Genomic DNA, 15,926 nt, shown 5'->3' with positions numbered 1-15,926 from the left:
CTCGACGGACTCGCCGCCCGCGCGGCGCCTCAGTACGGTGTGGAGCATGTCGTCGGTGATGACCGGCGGCCGGACACCGTGCTTGCCCTTGTGGGCCGCGGTGTCGAGCCCCTCCAGCGTCGACTCCCGGATGTTCCCTCGCTGCGCGCCGGCCGGCAGAACAGCAGTTTCCCCGGCCCCGTCGGGTCGTACATGCCGGGCAGGGGGCCGGCGGGCATCTCCAGGACCAGGCCGTGCGCGGTGAGATGGTCGGCGAGTGCGGTGAGTTCGGCGGCGTCGCGGCCGAGCCGCTTCATCTCGTACACGGTGAAGATGACGCGGCAGTGCCGGGCGTGCGCCTTACCTCCCGAGCCGTGCGGAGCGCTCCTCGAACCGGGGGCGGACCCGGACGCGGGTGCTGATCTTTTCGCTGGAGATCTTGTCCCTCGGGATGCCGTGCTTGCTGAGCGCGTCGAGCTGGGAGTCGAGTTCCTGCCCGACGGTCGAGCAGCGGACGTAGCCGATGCGGATGTCCGCGCTCGGCAGCTCCGGGTCGATCGGGGCCGGAGGCAGGGTGCCCGGCCGCCACGGCCGCCACGGCCGGCCCGGTCCGCAGTCGGCCGGGGTCGGCACGCGCAGTGCCCTTCTTCAGCCGGTGCACCTGGGTGAAGCGGTGGGTGTGGTAAGCGGAGGCGACCGCGCCGCCGCGCGAGCGGCACGGCGAGCCGAGCTGAGCATCACACGTCGGGCAGGCGTGCTGTTCGACGTCGTCCGCGTCCGACCGGTCGGACGGGGAGGGCTGCCGAGGGGCCGCCGTTGGCCCGGATGTTCGCACAGTGCAAGTCTCAGAAGGGGGTCCGTCCCGCTTTTGAGTGAGAACGGGTTCTGAGAACGAATCCGGGAACGACAGCGATCCGGCGGCCCAGTATTGATCTTGCTCGCACAAAGGACCGTTTATGAGAGGGCTTGCTCTTCGCTAAGCAGGGCCTCGATGCTGCTTTCGCTTGAAGCACGACTTCGGGATCCTTCGCGAGCGGCCGACCAGCGGGCCGCAGGTTCCTCGTAGATCTTCGCTGCGCGGGTGGTCCTGCCAGCCTCCAGTCGCTCGGCACTGATCCGGCGAAGAGTGACCGGAGACTGGCAGGGCTGTCACCGCTGCGTTGCGATCGGCGAGGGCGGCTGTCGTTGTGAGAGTGCGGTCAGGCAGCGAAGGAGGCGAGCAGTTCGTTGTACTGCTTGGCGGCGGTGTTCAGGTCTTCGTCGGACAGCCCGAAGGAGGTGCCGTACAGCTCGACCATCGGCTGGACGCCGAACTGGCATAGCCGCAGGGTCGCGTGCCAGTTGCTGAAGAGCGTCTCCAGGGTGGCCTTGTTCGTGCCTTCGGGGGTGTAGTGCTCGGCGGGGACTCCGGCGGTGACGGCGACGACGGCCTTCTTGCCGGCCAGCTTGGAGGGCGAGCCGTCCAGGGTGAAGGCCCAGCCATACGTGAAGACCTTGTCCTGCCACTGCTTGAACAGGGGTGGTGTTGTACCAGAACACCGGGTGCTGGAAGACGATCACGTCGTGGTCGGCCAGCAGTGCCTGCTCGGCGTCGACGTCTACCCGGAAGTCGGGGTTAGGTGGCGTAGAGGTCGTGCACGGTGACATGGGCCAGCTCGCGGACGGCGCCCACCAGAGCCTTGTTGGCCTTCGACCGGGACAGGTCGGGGTGGCCTATGACAAGGAGAACCTCGGTCGTTTCGGAGCAATCCGAAACGACCCCTTCATCGTTTCCGGGGGCTGGTTCGGGGCTGGCGCGCTCGACCGGCCCAGTGCGTTACAGGCCCACGCACCTAGGACTTGTCCGGGCGATCACGAAGTTGTCGGCGGCAGGTTCTTCATGAGGACGATGCTGTCGTAGTTGGTGACGTCCCACCGCCAAGTGCCGATCGGCGCGTAGCCTCGCCGGAGATACCAGTCGACGAGGTCTGTTGCCTGCGAGGAGGTGTCGATGACGGCCAGTGTCGATCCGAGGGCAGTAATGCGTGACTCCGCCAAAACCAGCAGCTGTTGTCCGAGACCGGTGCCTCTTTGCGATGGCTCGACAGCCAGTTGCCAGAACGAGCCCCCACCCGCTGGCGCTGGATAACCGGCCGGAGTGGTGTGCGGCGCTGACACGGTGACTGTGCCGACCAGTACGTTTCCGTTCATTGCGACCCAGCACTCGCCCTTGCTCAGGCGGTGGTGTGTGTCCTGCGGAGATTGGTAGGAGGCGAAGAAGACCCGCCCGGCAGCAGCGTGGTCTGCGTAGGCGCGGTGGAGCAGAGACGTGAGCTGCTCCACCGAATCGCCGTTGCCAAAACGCCTGACCTGCACGGTCGCAGACGGGCTTGCTTCCGTCGAGTTGATGTCCATCCTGGCAGTCAAGCGCACTTCTGGGATCTGTCGAGCTCAGTCACGTGACTCGCCTTTGCTCAGGACGTTGTTCTGGGCATGGGGCGGGGTGATCTGACTGATGCCGAGTGGGAACGGCTTCGGCCGTTCCTGCCAGTCAGCAACAGGCGTTGTGGGAGGTGGCGGAATCACCGGCAGGTGATCGACGGGATCCTGCACCGGGTGCGGACCGGCGTTCAGTGGCGTGACCTGCCCGAACGGTTCGGCCCGTGGAAGACCCTCTACGAACGGCACCGGCTGTGGTCGGGCGACGGGACATGGGAACGTCTCCTTCAGCAGGTCCAGGCCGCGGAGGATGCGGTGGGTGAGATCGACTGGGACATGTCGGTCGACTCCACGATCGTCCGCGCGCATCAGCATGCGGCCGGCGCCCGCACCGAACCGCCGCCAGCACCCGCCTCAAAGGGGGCCGCAAGGATGGAACACCAGGCCGAGACGCCGTGGCAGAGCCTCGTCGCCTGCCTGGTGGAGGTGGCGCGGGAGGCGAGGGCCTGGGCCGCTCGCGCGGCGGTTTCACCACCAAGCTCCACCTGAGCGCGGAAACGCCCGCTGCCGCCCGCTGTCCCGGATCGTCGCACCAGGTCAGCGGGCAGACTGCACCCAGCTCAAGCCGGTCCTGGAGAAGATCCGAGTGCCCAGACTCGACCTGGGCAGACCGCGCACGAAGCCAGACAGCCTGGCGGCCGGCAGGGCCTACAGCAACCGCCCCATCCGCAAGTACCTGCGGCGCCGGGGCATCCGTCACACCATCCCGGAGAAGACCGACAGCCAGGCCACCCGCCTGCGCAAACACTCACGGGGCGGACGGCCGCCCGGCTTCGACGAAGAGCGATACAAGAAGCGCAACACCGTCGAGCGGGCCATCAACCGACTGAAGCAGCACCGGGCGGTGGCCACTCGCAATGACAAGCGCCGCTACGTCTACCGCGGCACCGCCACCGCCGAAGCTCTCACCATCTGGCTCCGAATATGATCGACCGGACAAGTCCTAGACGGGCGGCGCCCCGCGCAGGTGGCGCAGGAGCTGCTCGAGGGCGGTCCAGCTGTCGGTGGTATCGCCGTCGCCGAGCGGGTAGTAGAAGCCCGGCCGGGCGCTGGGGCCCAGCTGTACGGGGCGTTCCTTCAGGGGTGTCCTGCTCGCGGTGTCGCGCCCTGCCTCCTGGACCTCTGCAGAGCCCAGGACGAAGGCGTACGGCAGTGGCGGGCGTTCGAAGTGGGGCGGGGCGCTCAGGTCCCGGCGCGCCTCGCGCAGCTGGCAGATCATGGTCTTCAGTCCGTGCCGGGTGACCAGCTCGCCGGCCAGCTCCGGCAGTGCGTCGAGGGGGAGCTTGTCATCGGGGCCGTAGCCCAGGGTGAGGGTGATGTCCTCCTCCACGCCCTCCGGGGTGCGGATGACGCGCAGGGTGGCTATGGCGGGCCGGTCCGGGGTCCCGACGACCACGGTCCAGGTGGGGCGGGGGGCGCGCTCGTAGGCCAGCTCGGTCAGCTGCCGTCGCGACCAGGTCGCACCGGCGGGCTCCGATGTCCCCCAGCCGGCCGGCGGTCCGCCGGTCAGTGCCTGCCAGGCGGCTTCCAGCGCGCCGCCGAGGACGAGGTCCGCCGCGGGACGGTGCAGGGTGCGGAAGGAGACGATGAGCTGACGCTCGCCTGTGGGTGCGACCTGCGTGAAGGCGTCCGCCACCGGGGTCTGGCCGCTCTCGTCCCGGGCCGGGGAGAAGGCGTCGTCCTGCCAGGTCAGTACCGCGCCGGTCAGCCCGTCGTAGTAGCCGCACCGTTCGTCCTGCACCACCCACCGCGAGGGCAGGGACTGGAGCAGCGTGCGGGTGGGCAGGGAGAGGCGGCAGTGCGGCGGGGTGACGATCTGCAGGGACCGGTCGCTTTCCACGGTGGCGCGCAGGGCTTCGGAGAGCCAGCTGGTCATGGGGACGACCGGGCGGTCCTGGAGGACGACCGCGGCCGCGTCGGTGAGCATGTCGACGGCCGGCTGGGCGGCGGCGGGGGCCGGTACGGCAGTGATGCCCGAGACGTCGACCGGGCGGGCCGCGCCGACGGTGCCGGGGGCGTCCGGCGGCCAGACCCGGCCGCCGAGCAGCATGGTCAGACGGGCCGCGAAGGCTCCCGCGAGCTGCTCGGCCCGGGGAACCCCCGCCGCGGCGCGGGCCTCGACCCACCACGCCGGGCCGTCGCCGAACGGCTCGGCGCCGGGTCCCAGCAGCCGGGCCGCCTCGCCCGGTACCTGGATCAGCAGCGGTACCTCGATCGAGACGAGCGGCCGGCCCTCTGGGTCGCACAGCTGGACCACGGCGCCCTCGCCGGCGGTCTCGACCCGCAGGTCCGGGCCGCCCGCGAGCAGACCCGCCACCACGCTCAGCGCGTCCGGCATGCGCTCGGTGAGCGCGATCACGTCCTTGGTCATGCGGTGTTCCCTCTGGTCATGTGGGGTTGGCTGTCGTCTCGATGTCGCCGTCCGCGGCGGCGAGCGCCGTCCGGATTAGCCGCTGCGGCGGAATCACCCATGAGCTCGCCGATGATCCGGGGACGGCCGTGGGCGGCGACGGGAAAGAGGTCATGGGCATCCGTGGCCCTGGTCGTCGTCGTCCCCGAGCAGCACCTTGGCGCGGACGAGGAGGTCGTCGTCCACCAGTTCCACGGAACCTGTTTTGACATCGGTCACGATTCGCCACAGGACCTCGGACCATCCCCTGACGAACTCCTCTGCCCCCACCGTCGCGTCGCCCCGCTCGGTGAGGGACGACTCGTGGTTTCCGAGCGTGCTGTACCAACGCGCCCGGATTCTCAGGTCGCCGCCCTCGCGGGTCAACTTCCATTCGGCGGAGAAGGTGTCCGACCCCCAGAAGACCTCGGTCTCGGAGAATTCCGGGCGCCGGATCTCTTCCAGCAGCGGCACCAGATCGTCGAGCATCACTGCGATGTCGTAGCGGTACGTCAGCCGGATCGGCACCTGGTTCCACACCAGGACGGCGTCCTCGGCTTGGGAGGAGTACATCTCACCGACGGCGTCGGCCAGATCGTCAGCGACACCGACCAGACGCGGTCCGATGGCGGTGCGGCCCGCCCGGATCTCGAATGCCGTGTTCTGGATGTCGCGGATTCCGGCCAAGGGGTCGCGCCCGTGCTCGTCGGCGTACTCACGGCGGCGCGCGTCGCTCTTTTCGGGATGCGCCAGACAGCAGTAGTCCCAGAAGTCGACCAGCACGCGGAACGCATCGTCAAGGGAGTAGTCACCCTGAACGTGCTCGACGAAGTAGTTCTCCACCCTGACGCCCTGCGGGCTGATGGTGACGGTGTGCGCATTTCCGTCCAGATCCTCCGGCGCGAAGCCCAGGTTGACCTTGGCCTCGGTCACCAGGTCGATCGCCTCCAGGACGGACAGCGGCGAGAGCTGGATGTCGGCCGTCACCCACTGCCCCAGGAAGCTCAGCTCGTCCGGCCCGGAGAACGCCGGCACCCCGCACGCGCTCTGAACGTAGTACTGAGTGCGGATCACCGCTCTGTTCTCCTTCTTGTCTACTCTGGCATGAGCGGGTAAATGGTCTTCGCGTTACCGTGACCGGGTCGAAATAGCGCTGGGCCCACTGGGCTCCGTAGAGCAGGGCGTCCCACATGCCTAGACGCGCCGTTTCTAGTAGTACGCGCCAAGCTGCCGGCCCTCCGGGCTCTGAGCACGGGAGAGATGGGGACGGCACGGTTCAGCGTGCGGGAAGAGGAGCTGACGTTCAGGATGCTCATGGCCAGCTCCACGGCCAGCTCCCCGTCGACTGTGGACACCCCGCTCGCCAATCGACCAGCTGCGTAGCCAGGTCGACCAAGAAATTTTCACCTGCCGCCAGGGATCGCACGCCCCGACCGATGACGTCCCTGATGTCGTCGACGAGGCCGGGGACGCGGGTCCGGTGATGGGGACTTTCGGACGCGCCGTAGATCACGTCGTCGATGTCGTCCGTCGGCCGGCTGTCGAAGTCCGTGCCGAGCAAATCACGGTAGCCCTGCATGGACTGGCTCTTGATTTCGCTGAGTTCGCTGCCCGCCGATCCGGTCGTCGTCGAAAGGAGAACGAGCGGCCCAGCAAGCCCGGTCACGCCTGCGGAAGTCGAGGATTCCGGCCACCGGGCCGTGCCAGGCCCTACTGCGGTGGGCGGCGCGGAGGGATCGCTTGTACGGGCCCACCTCGCGCACCGATCCACACCTCAGTTCTGCGTCGGCCAGCTCTCAGGACGATTCGCTACTGGAGACTGTGATCAGACCGGCCAGCCGTTCCTGCATTTTCCGCCTGGCTTCCGGATCGGCCGGCAGCACGGTCGGATTCCAGTCCCTACACACCGTTAAACCGGCGGCATCGGCTGCTCCGACGCACCATTGAACAGATAGTCATACATGGCCTGAAGGTAGGCATGGAGAGTAGCCCTGTCGGGGAATTCGATATCGGTCAGCCGCTCATATTCGGCCGGCCCGAAGGAGTCGTCTGAGATAATTTGCTCGAATCCTACGCGGATCAATTCCACATAGGAATCGCTGAAGCTCAACAAGGTGGGCCTCAGATCACCACTCGTTTCATACCCCCGCTCAAGATCCAGGTTCACTTTGAGGAAATTCTTGAAACGCGCGTCCATTTGAGATCTTTCTTTATGGATGACGGCCGGGCGCCGGGTTGGCAAACATGGTGTGGAGACGGTACTGCCCGTCGGGGAGCAGTCGGTAAACAGGCACGATGGTTCCGCCCTCAAAGTCCACAGGCTTGAATTCGTTCAGGTTGGCCGGGTCACGATAGTAACCGGTAAACCTTTCCTGAGCTCCGGGCCCGAGTATGTCCTCGATCGACGCCTCCATCGCCTCACTTCCGGTACGCGCCATCTCGTCGCGGAAGTAGGCATCGGCTCGCACCATGTCTTCTGCGTTGTCGAAACGCGTCGCGAACGCGCCGACTCGGTGCACACCGCCGCTCACACCGTCCACCGTAGTACCGGTCAACGGGTCAATGTTGTTTTCGGACTTGACCAGCCCCGGATAGTTCGAGTTCGGCCCGTACATCCTTGGCGCCCCGTTGCTGTCGCGGAGTACCGTGCCGAGCCGGTCGGTCAGGGCTTGGTCATCAGGGTGGAGGTGGCGGCCTGGTGCATGCCCCTGGCCGCCCTGCCGGTCGTCCAAATCCCTAATGCGTTCGTCGACCACCTTAGGGTCCATCGGCTGGTCTCCCGCACCACCTGGCGAAGCATCGGGTGCGTCGCCCTGGCTGCCTGCACCGGAGCTGCCCGGGGTGTTGTGGCCGCCGCCGTCACCCTGGTGGGGAACGCCGGAGCCGCCGCCGTGGTCGTCGCCGCCTGTCGCGGTGGCGTTGCCATGGGTGGCGGTGCCGCCGCCCGTCGCGGTGGTGCCGGTGCCGCTGTGTGTCCCGGAGCCACCGCCACCTGGTGTGGCGTGGTTGTTGTGGGCCGTGTTGTCGGCCGTGCTGCCCGGGGCGTGGGTGGTACCGCCGACACCCGTCGGGTGGGATCCGCCGCCCGGGTACGCCGAGCCGGCCGGGTAGCCCGCCCCGTTCTCCACGCGGCTGGGGCCGCCCGCGCCTTCGAGGACCCTCTCCTCGACCGGAGCGGTCTCTCGCGTGTTGGGCAGGTCGTCCTTGTGCGGCTCCCTGTGGGGCGTTGTATCGGGGACAACGTTGCCGTGCTCGTCCCGGATGTGGCCGTCATGGCCGATGACGCGCTTGTTGCCTGCCGAGTCGACGTATTCGCGGCCAGGGGGCGTCCCGTCACCGGCACCGGCAGGGGGTGCGGTCGGGTCGCCCGGGTGGGGCGAGGTGCCGGCGGGCATGGTGCGGGCCATGTCGTCCACGCCCCCCTGCGCGGCCTTGAGGCCCTCCATGAGGTCGCCGACCTTGAGCTTGGTGACGACTGCGGCCTTGCCGAGGTAGCTCATCGGGTCGACGAGCACGCCTGCCTTGCCCAGCGCGGTCAGTGCCTCCGCGCCCGCGCTCAGCTTTCCGCCCTGGCCGGCCTTACCGAGCTTCAGGGCGGTACCCGCGCCGAGGGTCAGGCCGTTGAACACCACCGTCCCGAATGCCCGCGACGGCTCCTTGCCCCACTCGTCCCACGCGACCAGCGACTTGCCGAAATTGCGCAGGGCCGCCTTCTGGCGTTCACGGTCACTGTGGTCGACCGGACCGAACATCTTGTCCATTGCCCAGTCGTACGGCGTGATGATGTACCCGCTGACACCGCCGAAGACGTCGCCGACGCCCGACCACGTCTTCTTGAAGTTGTCCCAGTCGAACACGTTGAGCATGCTGCCCAGGCCCTTGAGCGTGCCCCAGACGCCGTCGACGAAGAAGCCCTTCAGTGCACCGCCGACGTTGTCCTTCGTCCACTCCCATGCAGCTCGCAGGCCCGTGTACTCGCGTTCGTCGGCCGTCCCCCAGGGGGTTTCCCCGGCGCCCTTGACGTCACTTTCCTTGAAGCCGTACATACCGGCCTGGTGTGAACCGTCGTCGACGACGAAACGGGTCCCACCCACGAGGGCGGTGATCTTGTTGGCCGCCTCACGCTCGACGCCCTGGAACGCCACCCACGTCGCACCGACCTCACGGACGAGACGCCCGTTCTCGTCGATCTTGGCCTGGTCCTGCTGCCAGTCGTCGTCGTCCTCGTTGTCCGCGGCGAACTTCTCGGCATCCGCGCGGAGTTGGTTCATCTTGTTCACGAGTGGACGGGCCGTTGTCGCGAAGCTCGTCAGCGCGCCACTGACGGACTCCAGCTTCGTCGCGAACTCATCCGCCTTGTCGCGCACCGGAATCGTGGAATTGAGCAACTCCTCCTGCTCGGGAGCGTCATAGACCGGATCCAACGCCTGAAAGGCGTTGTGAACATCCCTGCCCGTACTGCGAATGCTGGAGGCGGTCGTCTTCAGTGAAGCCGCGTGCGTCTCCAAAGTCTCCAGATTGCCGGTGAAGGTCGGTATCTTCCCCGCATCAATCACTTCTTGGGGACCTTCATCTCTTCCGGAGTGGGAGCCTTGGAGTACTCCTCCTGCTTGTTCTTCGCCATCTCCAGGTCGCCCTTGACGTACTCCTCAGTGGCCAGGCGCGCACCGGTGATGGATTTCCCCGTCCGGACGGGGAGGAACTTCACGTCGTTTTCCGTTCGCTGCTGAAACTCCAGCAGCGCCTGAGCGACGGGGCCGAACGCACCCCCCGTGGGGACCTGGGTCCCGCCCAGCACCATCGTGCCCGCCCACGTCGCAGCGCCCGCCACTCCCTCGCCGTACGATGTGAACGCTTCCTCGAACTTGCCGCCGGCCTCGGCGGTCTTGCTCAGGACTCCACGAACGCCATCCGGCTTGATGTCCCATGTGGACACGTTGCCCCCGCTCTGTTGAAGGCTTCTTTCCAGCGCCTCGGCTCCACCCGACGGCGTCGACGACAGCCGTGGCCCTGGCTGGCGTTCCCGTGCGCCGCGCCGTCGTTCTGTCGTGCGCGGCAGCACGATGCGTCGAGGATCGCCGCTGCCAACCCGCACGAATGTGTCATTCCTATCAACCGGGCGCTGGTGTCCGCAAAGTGAGTGGCACTCATGCTCGGGTGCGGCGCGTCTCGGAAGCCGTCTGGGGTGCGGGGTCCGGCCGTTGCGGCGGCCGGACCCCGCACGGGGGTCAGGAGACGGTGATGAAGCGGGCGGTGCTCGGCACGCCCTGGGCGTCGATGGCGAAGAGCATGTAGGTGCCCGGCAGGACGACACCCGGGTCGGCGGGCAGGGACACCGCGTACGTGCCGGTGCCGGTGGCCGTGGACACCAGGGGGACCCGGCGCTGGTCGTTGTCGGTGGAGTGGGTCGCGGCCGAGGCCCGCATCAGGACGAACGAGGCCACCGGCGCCTGGGTGGCGACCGTCAGGGAGGCGCCGGGAGCCGCCCTGGCGGGTACGCCGCCGGTGATGACCGGCCGCGGCTTCGGCGAGCCGTCCGCGTTGAGCAGGTACGGGGGCGTGAAGACGGCGCCGTCCGGGTGGTTCGTCGCGCAGTCACCGCACAGGCCCCCGCCGCCGGAGAAGATCCGCCCGTCCGGCAGCAGGTTCGCGACGCTGTGGTAGTTGCGCGGAACGGCCATGGTGGCGAGCGGGCTGAAGGTCCCGGTCGACGGGTCCCACAGCTCGGGGGTCAGGACGGAGGTCGCGTCGCTGAACGGGACCGGGTACGACTGCCCGCCGAAGACCGCCACCTTGCCGTCGGGCAGGACGACGCTGTTGCTGAACCCGCGGGCGTGCTCCATGTCCCCCGTACGCGCTGACCGCACCTCGCCGCCCGTGACGCCCACGGTGTACGCGCGCCGGGTGGCGGGAGTCTTCTCGTAGGCGGGTGATCCGCCCAGGGTGAGCAGCTTGCCGATGTCGTAGGCGACGGCGTTGCCCGTCATGGCGTCCGGGCTGTCGGCCCGGAGCCCGGCGGTGGCGATGCCGCCCGCACCACTGGTGGAGATCCAGTTCATCTGCCTGCTCGGACCGAGCTGGAGCACCTTGCCGCCCGAAGTGGCGTGCAGCCACATGTGGTTGTCGGAGCGGTACGGTCCGGCCGGGTCGGCCGTCTGCGCCGGTGCGGCGGGGACGCCCGGGAGGGTCCGCCAGGTGCGCGTGTCCGGCGACCAGACCTCGCCCGCCTTGTCCCCGGCGGCTCCGCTCCATGATCCGCCCAGGACGAAGGCCTCACCGGTGGAGAGGAGCGTCATGGCCTGGTAGCCGCGGGCGGTGTTCATGCTAGCGGTCGCGGACCAGCTGTCCGTGGCCGGGTCGTAGACGCTCGCCTTCTCCGCGTTGCTGCCCCCGGTGACCAGGACACGGCCGTCGGCCAGCATCGCGATGCCCGGACAGAACATGTCGTGGCCGGTGTTGTCGATCCGGCGCTGGGTGACCTTGCCCGTCTTCAGGTCCAGGATCGCGGTCTGGGTGTAGCCGCTGCTCCCGCCGAAGCGGTCGACCGCGTAGGCGGACCAGGCCAGCAGCTTGTCGCCCGGCAGGGCCGCGGTGGCGACGGGCACCAGGGGGAAGCCGGTGATCCGGTCCCAGGCCCCGTGGACGGCCGGGCTCGCCGGTCCGCTCAGGCGTATCTCGGCGGCGGAGGTCCACGGGCCGCGGCCACCCGCCTCGGACGTCACCGTCAGGCGTATGAAACGCGCGCTCGCGGCGCGGGTGAAGGTGGCGGTCTTGACCGTGTCGTCGTCCCGCCAGGTGCCCGTCGCGACCGGTGTGCCGAAGGTGGCGCCGTCGGTGCTCGCCGTGACGGCGTAGGTGCCCGCCCGGCCGTTGGGGCCGTCCTTCCGGGGTTGGTAGACGAGTGCGGAGACGACGGCGGTGCGGTGCATGTCGATGGTGATGCTGTGCGGCAGCGGGGCGGGCGTGCCGGTCCACTTGCTGTGCCAGAGGGTGTCGGCGCTGCCGTCGAGGACGTTGCCCGCGCGGCCGCTCTCGCCGGCGGCCTCCTCGTCGCTCGCCGCGGCCGTCCATCCGGTCCGGTCGAGTACGGGCGCGGCCGGTTCCATGGCGTTCGCCGGGGCGATTGCGTGGTGCGGTGACTGGACCGCCGGCTGCCGGTCGGAGGGCGCGGGCCGGGGCGCCGGGGCCCGCCCGGCCGCCTGGCTCACGACGCCGAGCCACGGGGTCAGCCCGATCAGCAGCGAGCCGAGGCCGAAGGCGACGAGCAGATGGGAACGCCGTAAGGAGCGGATGAAGGCGAGGGAGCGCCTGGACTGCAATCTGACCTCCTGGGCCGGGCCGGTGTGGCCCGTAGAACATAGGTCAGAGGGTCGGAACACGCCCGGAGCAAAGGATAGTTGGCGGGAAACACCGACGACGGAGACGTCCTACCGGTCGAGTCCGGGTCCGGGGCCGGGTCCGGGTCCGGGGCGGGTGCCAGTGCCGGCGCCGGTGCCGGGCGGTGCGGGCGTCGACTGTTGCAGGTAGGCGGAGATCATGGCCAGGTCATCGGCGATGGCCAGGATGCCCGCCGGATCGGTCGTGGGGGTCGCGGCGCCGTTGACGCCCGCGTAGAAGGGGTCGAAGCGGCCGTCGCCCCGGTCCAGATAGCCGGCGATGGTGATCGCGCCCACGCCCAGGCGGTCGTTGAGCGCGTCCAGCCCGACGACGGCGCCCGTCTTGGCGAACACCTTGCCGCGGGCGGGGCAGGAGCGGCAGTTGTCGGCCAGCAGCCCGTCCACGCCCAGGATCGGCAGCGCCTCGCGGAAGCGCTTCGCCTCCGGGGTGCGCTGCCAGTACGTCAGCATCTGGACCTCGGCCGCGGGTGTGGCCCGGTCGACCGGGTTGCTTCCGCGGCCGTCCAGGAGTTGCACCTGCGTGCGGTCGACGTCCGCGCGGTCCAGGAAGCGGGCCAGCACCGGGAATCCGTCCATGCACTGCTTGCTGCCGGCGGTGACCGCCATCAGGCACACGGCGAGGTTGGCGCCCAGGTTGTGGCTGACCTTGAGGATCAGCTCGGCGTACTCGGCGTACGGCGGGGAGGTGTACGCGGCCACGCGGTCGCGGCCCCCGTACGAAGCGGGCAGCCGGCCGGCCGGGTTCGGGCCCGCGGGGACCGCCGCCACCTCCACCCCGGCCCGGCCGAGGGCCTCGATGAGGGCGGTGCGGCCGAAGGCCGCCGGGTCGGCGATGGGCGACACGCGCAGCAGCGGATCGGCGTCCGCCGCGATCGTTCCGGTCAGCCGGATCCGGGTGCCGTCGGCGGAGGCCGCCACCGCGAGGGCGGTCGGCTCGCCCGCCGCCACGGTCCGTACCGCCGAAGTGACCTGGTACGGGGCGACCTTGGGGCGCCAGTCCAGGCGCGCCGGCGCACCGGGGCGGTCGCCCGGGGTGGTCGTCAGGTCGATGAGGTTGTCGTTGACGATCATCGGGAGCGGTGTGGGGTCCAGGACCGGCTCGGGGAGGAAGAGCCGGTCGTCGACGATCACGTCCCCCTCGACGCGGGTGATGCCGGAGCGCCGCACCTGTCGGGCGATCTCGTCGATCCCGGCCAGCGGATTCTCCGGGGTGAGGGTGGCCCCCGGGAAGTCGTTCGCGTAGGTGTGGTCGAGGTCGGTGAAGGCGACCGTGCCGTCCGGGCGGGTCCTGCCGCCCATCGTGAGGTCGCCCTGCGCGACCAGGTCGAGATCGCCGTCCAGGGTGCTCCCGCGCCGCTCACCGACCGCGTACACCGGGGTCACGGACCGGTGGTCACCGCCGAGGGCGTCCCACGCCCCCGAGACGCTGAACAGCTTCGCCGTCGAACCGGGGACGAAGAACTGCTCGGCGAGCAGACTGTGCACGGGCTGGCCGCCGTCCGGACCGGTCTGGAGCAGCCCCCAGCGGGCGTTGCGGTACTCCGGCTTGCGCATGATGTCCGTGATCCGCGGGTCGAGCCCGGCGGAGCCGGTGTCGCCGGGGGGCGGGGGAGTGGGAGCGGCCGCCGCGGCCGGTGCCAGGACCACGAGCAGCAGGGCGCACAGTCCGCCCGCCACGCGGCGTCGCAACGATCCGGAACTCTTCGCTCGCACCACGGCGCGCCCCGTTCGTCTCGGGCCGTGCGGCCGGCAGCCCGACCGCCGGGCGGCCCGGCCGCCCGCACCGCCGCCGAGGGGGCCGGGCGCTGGGTCCGGGACCGGTCCGCCTCCTGCCGACGCGCCGCGCCGAGCCGTGCCGCCCCGACCAGCGTGGCACGGGCGGACGGGCCGCGCACCCCGCCCGGGGGTGGCGGCCGGTGCTCAGGCGCGGGCCAGCAGCAGGCCGCCCATGGTCACCATGGTCGCCGCGACGAAGCCGTCCAGCACCCGCCAGGCGGAGGGACGGGCGAGCAGCCCGCTGAGGAGGCGGGCGCCGTATCCCAGGCTCGCGAACCAGGTCAGGCTGGCCAGGCAGGCCCCGATGCCGAAGGCCCAGCGCAGGTCCCCGCGGTCGGCGGCCAGGGAACCCACGAGCAGGACGGTGTCCAGGTAGACGTGCGGGTTGAGCCAGGTCATGGCCAGACAGGTCAGCACGGCGCGGCGGCCGGAGCCCGGGACCGCCCCCTCGGTGGTGAGCGCCGCGCCCGGGTCGGGTCGCAGCACGCGGCGGGCGGCGAGGACTCCGTAGCAGACCAGGAAGGCGCCGCCGGCGAGACCGACGACGGTCAGGGCGGCGGGCCAGGCGGTCACGAACGCGCCGACCCCGGCGACGCCGAGGGCGATCAGCAGGGCGTCGGACAGGGCGCAGATGGCGACCACCGCGAGGACCGCGTGGCGGCGGGCCCCCTGGCGGAGGACGAAGGCGTTCTGCGCGCCGATGGCGACGATGAGGGAGAGGCCGGTGCCGAAGCCGGCGAGGGCCGCCGTGGTGATGCCGTGTGTCATGACACCGACCGTAGGCAGCGCCGCCCTTTCAGTACAGCTAAAGATTTTTACGTACCATTAGCGCCTGTGATGGATGAACTTCCCCTGGACCAGGTCCGGACCCTGCTGGCCGTGGTCGACGAGGGCACCTTCGACGCGGCCGCCGCCGCCCTGCACGTGACGCCTTCCGCCGTGAGCCAGCGCGTCAAGGCGCTGGAGCAGCGGACCGGGAGGGTGCTGCTGTTGCGGACGAAGCCGGTGCGGGCGACCGAATCCGGGGAGGTGGTGGTCCGCTTCGCGCGCCAGCTGTACCGGCTGGAGCGGGACGCGCGGGCCGAGCTGGGGCTGGCCGACGGGGCGGGCCCGGTGCGGCTGCCGATCGCGGTGAACGCCGACTCGCTCGCCACCTGGTTCCTGCCCGCGCTGACCCGTGTCCCGCAGGAGCCGGTGGTCTGCTTCGAACTGCACCGGGAGGACGAGTCGCACACCACGGCGCTGCTGCGGGAGGGCCAGGTGATGGCGGCGGTGACCTCCTCGCCGGACCCGGTGGCGGGGTGCACGGTGCGGATGCTGGGGCTGGCCCGGTACCTGCCGGTGGCGAGCCCCGGATTCAAGGCCCGGTACCTGACGGGGGAGCCGGCACGCGACCTGAGGGAGGCGCCGACGATCGTGTTCGACCGGAAGGACGTGCTCCAGGACGCGTTCGTACGGGCGCTCACCGGGGACGCGGAGGCCGCGTCCGGACCGCTGCGGCACTACGTGCCGACGTCGGAGGGGTTCCGCGACGCGGTGGCCGCGGGGCTGGGGTGGGGGCTGGTGCCGGAGTCGCAGGCGCGGCCCCTGGTACGGGCGGGGCAGCTGGTGTTGCTGGCGCCGCGGCGGCCGTTGGACGTGCCGCTGTACTGGCAGCAGTGGAAGCTGGACTCCCCGGTGCTGTCGACGGTGGCCGCGGTGATCGCACAGGAGGCCTCGAAGGCGCTGCGCCGGCCCGCCCGGGACACGCCCTGAGCGGCCGCGAGCCGTCCGGCCCGGGCCGGGCGGAGCAGGGCGGCGCGGGACGGGCGGAGCAGGACGGCGCGGGCCCGGGCGAAGCAGGCGGTGGGGGTCGGGGCGGGCAGGCCCGGTCGGGGGGCGCCGCCCGGCGGCAATGGCACACTTGC

The 15,926-nt window shown here is 70.1% G+C and carries 13 protein-coding genes and 1 pseudogene; 2 read left to right on the top strand and 12 right to left on the bottom strand.

The genetic code is table 11. The features are described 5' to 3' along the window. Positions 1 to 339: 339 nt before the first annotated feature. The 3 genes from ACFWU6_RS10115 to ACFWU6_RS10105 form a co-directional block, all read right to left on the bottom strand. On the bottom strand, positions 340 to 612 hold the full coding sequence (locus ACFWU6_RS10115; RefSeq protein ID WP_383798678.1) for a recombinase family protein: 273 nt from the start codon (positions 610 to 612) through the stop codon (positions 340 to 342). A gap of 566 nt (positions 613 to 1,178) precedes the next feature. Then, entirely contained in the window at positions 1,179 to 1,496 is a 318-nt protein-coding gene (locus tag ACFWU6_RS10110) for an NAD(P)H-dependent oxidoreductase (RefSeq protein ID WP_383980198.1), read from the bottom strand. Positions 1,497 to 1,830: 334 nt separating this feature from the next. After that, positions 1,831 to 2,373, bottom strand: a complete 543-nt coding sequence (locus ACFWU6_RS10105) for a GNAT family N-acetyltransferase (RefSeq protein ID WP_383980136.1) — start codon at positions 2,371 to 2,373, stop codon at positions 1,831 to 1,833. A 78-nt stretch (positions 2,374 to 2,451) separates the two neighbouring features. On the opposite strand from ACFWU6_RS10105, the pseudogene ACFWU6_RS10100 reads away from it, so the two are divergent. Beyond that, positions 2,452 to 3,385, top strand: a pseudogene (locus tag ACFWU6_RS10100) (IS5 family transposase). 15 nt (positions 3,386 to 3,400) lie between these two features. Here ACFWU6_RS10100 and ACFWU6_RS10095 read toward each other — a convergent pair. The 9 genes from ACFWU6_RS10095 to ACFWU6_RS10055 form a co-directional block, all read right to left on the bottom strand. Then, positions 3,401 to 4,828 (bottom strand): DUF6177 family protein, encoded by a 1,428-nt coding sequence (locus tag ACFWU6_RS10095; RefSeq protein ID WP_383980133.1) that lies wholly within the window; start codon positions 4,826 to 4,828, stop codon positions 3,401 to 3,403. A 150-nt stretch (positions 4,829 to 4,978) separates the two neighbouring features. Beyond that, positions 4,979 to 5,920, bottom strand: a complete 942-nt coding sequence (locus tag ACFWU6_RS10090) for a hypothetical protein (RefSeq protein WP_383980130.1) — start codon at positions 5,918 to 5,920, stop codon at positions 4,979 to 4,981. A 238-nt stretch (positions 5,921 to 6,158) separates the two neighbouring features. After that, entirely contained in the window at positions 6,159 to 6,512 is a 354-nt protein-coding gene (locus tag ACFWU6_RS10085) for a hypothetical protein (RefSeq protein ID WP_383980126.1), read from the bottom strand. Positions 6,513 to 6,755: 243 nt separating this feature from the next. Then, complete coding sequence (locus ACFWU6_RS10080; RefSeq protein WP_383798665.1) at positions 6,756 to 7,043, bottom strand: hypothetical protein; 288 nt, start codon at positions 7,041 to 7,043, stop codon at positions 6,756 to 6,758. A 13-nt stretch (positions 7,044 to 7,056) separates the two neighbouring features. Continuing rightward, positions 7,057 to 9,402, bottom strand: a complete 2,346-nt coding sequence (locus ACFWU6_RS10075) for a hypothetical protein (RefSeq protein WP_383980123.1) — start codon at positions 9,400 to 9,402, stop codon at positions 7,057 to 7,059. Continuing rightward, positions 9,399 to 9,941, bottom strand: a complete 543-nt coding sequence (locus tag ACFWU6_RS10070) for a DUF6507 family protein (protein ID WP_383798659.1) — start codon at positions 9,939 to 9,941, stop codon at positions 9,399 to 9,401. Before ACFWU6_RS10070 ends, ACFWU6_RS10075 begins: the two co-directional genes overlap by 4 nt. 133 nt (positions 9,942 to 10,074) lie before the next feature. After that, positions 10,075 to 12,165: a discoidin domain-containing protein gene (locus ACFWU6_RS10065; protein ID WP_383980120.1), complete on the bottom strand. Its 2,091-nt coding sequence runs from the start codon at positions 12,163 to 12,165 to the stop codon at positions 10,075 to 10,077. Positions 12,166 to 12,273: 108 nt separating this feature from the next. After that, positions 12,274 to 13,932 (bottom strand): D-alanyl-D-alanine carboxypeptidase/D-alanyl-D-alanine-endopeptidase, encoded by a 1,659-nt coding sequence (gene dacB, locus ACFWU6_RS10060; RefSeq protein WP_383798653.1) that lies wholly within the window; start codon positions 13,930 to 13,932, stop codon positions 12,274 to 12,276. Positions 13,933 to 14,163: 231 nt separating this feature from the next. Continuing rightward, complete coding sequence (locus ACFWU6_RS10055) at positions 14,164 to 14,787, bottom strand: LysE/ArgO family amino acid transporter (protein WP_383798650.1); 624 nt, start codon at positions 14,785 to 14,787, stop codon at positions 14,164 to 14,166. Positions 14,788 to 14,856: 69 nt separating this feature from the next. Between ACFWU6_RS10055 and ACFWU6_RS10050 the strand changes: the two genes are divergently transcribed. Continuing rightward, positions 14,857 to 15,774: a LysR family transcriptional regulator ArgP gene (locus tag ACFWU6_RS10050; protein ID WP_383798647.1), complete on the top strand. Its 918-nt coding sequence runs from the start codon at positions 14,857 to 14,859 to the stop codon at positions 15,772 to 15,774. Positions 15,775 to 15,926: the final 152 nt, after the last annotated feature.

The sequence above is a fragment of the Streptomyces sp. NPDC058674 genome (assembly GCF_042716505.1).
Taxonomy (GTDB): Bacteria; Actinomycetota; Actinomycetes; order Streptomycetales; family Streptomycetaceae; genus Streptomyces.
Note: the sequence above shows the minus strand (reverse complement) of the source record. Positions and strands in the feature narration are given on the sequence as shown.